Origin of the sequence: Subtercola sp. RTI3 (genome assembly GCF_035018625.1) — a bacterium.
GTDB lineage: Bacteria > Actinomycetota > Actinomycetes > Actinomycetales > Microbacteriaceae > Subtercola > Subtercola vilae.
Map to the genome: position 1 here is coordinate 1 of NZ_JASJXO010000104.1, position 3,769 is coordinate 3,769.

Here is a 3,769-nt window from a genome sequence, read left to right on the forward strand (position 1 = left end):
CCCCCCCCCCAAAAACACATTCCCCGCCCCCGCGGCCCCCCCCCCCCCCGGCCCCCGCTTCTTCGTGTGTGGGCTACTTGTAGTCGCGAATGAAGTTGGTCATCTCCGTCTCGGCGAAACCGCCGCTCGCGATGTCGGGCAACCGCAGCACGGTCAGGCCCGAGAACTTCTTCACGGGGTCGCGGTCGAAGGCGGTACGAATGTGCGACCACCCCGGTGAGCTGGCGTCGCCGTCGCTGTAGAGACCGCCGTTGAGCGCGTTCTCGCCTTTCAGCTGCACTCCTTCGGCTGCCGCCGCGTCGGCGATCCACCCCACCTGGTCGGCCGCCGCCGAGTAGGCGTGCGCAGAACCATCCCACTCGATGTTCGGCTTCTCGAGCTCGGTGAAGTGCAGCACTACGTGGTGGGTGACGGGGCTGACCCCGTCACCGTGCACATCGGCGTCGTGCACCATGTTCAGAATGGTGTCGTAGCCGTGCCCGGTGGCATCGCTGTTCACGTCGACATTCGTCGAGATGAGCCCGGCTGCCACCTCGGGCGCCCGGCGAATGGGGCTCGACGCCATGGTCTGCCAGTGCACGCCCGGAATCTTGATGCTGAGCGGGGTGTGGGCGAGCGACCCGTCGAACGCCTCGATGGCCTCGTCGAGAATGGTGCGGCCGTGGTTCACGAGCGACTCGTTGTTCCACTGGGTGAGGTCGTGCCCGTAACTCGAATTCAGGTAGGCCCCCGACGTGAAGAAGCGGTCGTGGTCGTCGGGCGGCGAGATGGTCGACAGTGTCAGGCCCGGGATGCCCCAGGCCGACCCTGCACCGGCCACCGAACCGTACTTCGCCAGAACCCACTGCACGAACGACGCGCGTGCCGCGGGGCTGTAGACCTGCAGGATTCCGCGGTTCGGAAAGAAGCCGGGCGTGCCCGCTACACCCGCGTCTTGGGCGTCGTACGAAGGCTCCCGCAATTCACCCGCAGGGCCCGTGCTCACCGCGATCTCAGAGATCTTGGTGCTGAAGCCGGCGCCGAAGTGGTCTTCGAAGGCGTTCATGAAGTTCTTCATGTACTGGTACGACCGAGGGGCGGCCATACCCCAGGGCGCGACGGCCTGCGTGGAGACATTGCCGTACTCGCTCTGGTAGAAGTTGTCGGCCGGCCGGGTGCCGAGAATTCCGCCGTAGTTGACCGGTGCCGTGACGAAGCTGGGCAGGGGGATGGGTGTCGCGCAGTCGCCGGAGTCGCCGACGCCGGTGCCGCACGAGTGGAACGACATGATGGGTACGATGCTCAGCCCAGCGGCCACGATCGCACTGAACGTCTGGTCGTAGTACGCCCAGTCGTAGGTGGTGGGGCTGAGAGCCGCCTTGCCCCACCAGACGTCTTCTTCGATTCCTGTGCCGCCCATCTTCTTGAATTCGTCGAGCTGCCTGACGAAGGCCTGCCACTCGGGGCCCTTCGTCTGCCAGTCGGGAATCTGCAGCCGGGCCATGGCCACGACGGTGGGGGAGTCACCGGGGGAGGCGAGCGCCGCGTTCGGCAGGGTGATGACGCCGGCCGCCAACGCGGCAGTGGCGCCGAGAACGGCGATGCGGCGGCCGAGGCGGCCGATGCGCGGTGATTTGCGGTGCGGGCTGCGTTGGGGGCTGTGCTGCGGGCTGCGCTGCGCGTCAGTGCGCCACTGCCCGGGTGTGGGTATCTTCATTGATCTCTCTCGCTTGCGGATGAATGCATGACCCCCGGGCACGCATCCACCAGCATAGCTGAGAAATTGTCGACTACTCTACTTCGGTCGAGGTCTCACCGTTCGACTCGGCCGCGCGCTTGGTCATGGCTTCGTCGTATTCCTTCCGAACCTCGGTCATATCGAGGCCGCGAACCTGCTCGATGAGGTTCTCGAGCGCGGGCTGGGGAAGGGCGCCGGGCTGCCCGAAGATGGGAATGCCGTCGCGGTACACGACAAGCGTCGGAATCGAGGTGATGCCATAGCTCGCGGCGAGGGCCTGCTGGTCTTCGGTGTCGACTTTGGCGAACGTGATGTCGGCGTTCTTCTCACTCGTCGACTCGAAGACGGGGGCGAACTGCCGGCACGGGCCGCACCAGGCAGCCCAGAAGTCGATGAGAACGATGCCGTCGGCAACGGTCTTGTCATGGTTCTCTTGGGTCAGTGTTTGCGTACTCATGACAGAGCCAACACTCCGGTCGTCGACGTCATTCCCCGGCTGCGCCCGCTCAGAGTCGGGCGGCAGACGGCTTGACGAACGCGGCGCGCATGTGATCACTCGAAAGGTACTCGGCGATGCCGAACAGAATCAGGCTGAAAACGATCTGTTCGGTGACCATCCAGAGCGGGTACAGCCCCGGAATCGCGGCGATGACGAGCGTCACCACCGGAAAGATCTTGCTGAACAGTCGCAGTCGCGAGTATGCCCAGTAGTAGCCGGCTCGTGCCCGCCAGGTGAAGTAGAAGAGGGTGACGGTGATTGCCAGCACGACGAGCCCGCGAAACCACACCGGCCACGGCACGTCGACGTGATTCAGCGTCAAGATGGCTGCAGTCGCCATCGCGGTGAGACCGAGCACGAACTCGGCGCCCAGCAGCCACGTGATGACGGTGAAGGCCTTCTGCGTGCTCGGGTGCGACCGCTGATCGTCGGCGATACGGTAGCCCGCGTTTCGGCCCGCAGCCAGGCGGTCGATGCGCTCGAAGGGGAGCCGGTCGAGAATCATGGCGCCTTTCGTCGTCGGGAGGGGGCCGAACACGATTCTACGCGGCGCGCCGCGGGGTCTCCGCCGCCTGGCGAGACCGCGCTGGCCGCGCCTGCTACCCGCACCCGCGCCCGTACCTGCCACCTGCCACCTGCAGCGCTCGCAGTACCTGCGCCCGCCGGCCGCGGCCACTCCCACCGCGCGCGCCCGCCCCTAGGCTTGCTCCATGAGTTCCGATACTTCTGGCCGGCTCGGGATCGCCGTGGCGCAGTTCGCCCCGAGCAACGACAAGGCCGCCAACCTCACCGCGATTCGCGCGCTCGCCAGCACCGCGGCAGAGCGCGGGGCGCAGCTTGTCGTGTTCCCTGAGTACTCCGCCCATTTCGCCGAACCACTCGGCCCGAGCGCGCTCGCCGCCGCCGAACCGCGGGGCGGAGAGTTCGTGCAGGGTCTCGGGGTGATCGCGGCCGAGTTGGGCATCCACCTGGTTGCCGGAGTCATCGAGTCAAGCGATGCATCCCACTACTTCAATACCCTCGTCGCCCTCGACCCGGCGGGGGTTCTCGTCGCGAGCTACCGCAAGATCCATCTGTATGACGCGTTCGGTGCCCGGGAGAGCGACTGGATGCACGCCGGCACCGTTGCGCCGCCCGAAACCTTCACGCTCGGAGGTTTCACCGTCGGACTGCAGACCTGTTACGACCTCCGTTTTCCTGAGGTCACCCGCTGGCTGGTCGACGCCGGCGTCGACCTCGTGCTCGTACCGTCGGAGTGGGTTCCCGGCCCCACCAAAGAGCGCCACTGGAACACGCTGCTCGCCGCTCGTGCCATCGAGAACACCGTTTTTGTGGCCGCTGCCGACCACACCGCGCCCGGCGGGGTGGGGCTCAGCCAGGTTCTTGACCCGACGGGCGCCGTTCTCTCGGCCATCGGGGCGGCGCCGGATGTTGCCGTGGCCTTCCTCGACCCGGCCCGCCTCGCTGGCATCCGCCGCACCAACCCGGCCCTCGCCCTCCGCCGCTTCTCCGTCACCCCCTGTCTCTTATACACATCTCCGAGCCCACGAGAC

At 66.6% G+C, this 3,769-nt stretch carries 4 protein-coding genes; 1 reads left to right on the top strand and 3 read right to left on the bottom strand.

Translation table 11 applies throughout. The features are described 5' to 3' along the window. Nucleotides 1-73: 73 nt before the first annotated feature. The 3 genes from QN358_RS18680 to QN358_RS18690 form a co-directional block, all read right to left on the bottom strand. Nucleotides 74-1,696 carry a family 14 glycosylhydrolase gene (locus tag QN358_RS18680; protein ID WP_136641991.1) on the bottom strand — a complete coding sequence of 541 codons (1,623 nt, stop codon included), beginning with the start codon at nt 1,694-1,696 and terminating at the stop codon, nt 74-76. A gap of 73 nt (nt 1,697-1,769) precedes the next feature. Further along, the gene (gene trxA, locus QN358_RS18685) at nt 1,770-2,174 is read right to left on the bottom strand and encodes a thioredoxin (protein ID WP_136641990.1); all 405 of its coding nucleotides are present in this window, start codon (nt 2,172-2,174) and stop codon (nt 1,770-1,772) included. A gap of 49 nt (nt 2,175-2,223) precedes the next feature. Beyond that, entirely contained in the window at nt 2,224-2,754 is a 531-nt protein-coding gene (locus tag QN358_RS18690) for a hypothetical protein (RefSeq protein ID WP_323513258.1), read from the bottom strand. Between the two features lie 172 nt (nt 2,755-2,926). Between QN358_RS18690 and QN358_RS18695 the strand changes: the two genes are divergently transcribed. Further along, on the top strand, nt 2,927-3,769 hold an 843-nt coding region (locus QN358_RS18695; RefSeq protein ID WP_323513259.1), incomplete at its 3' end, for a carbon-nitrogen hydrolase family protein.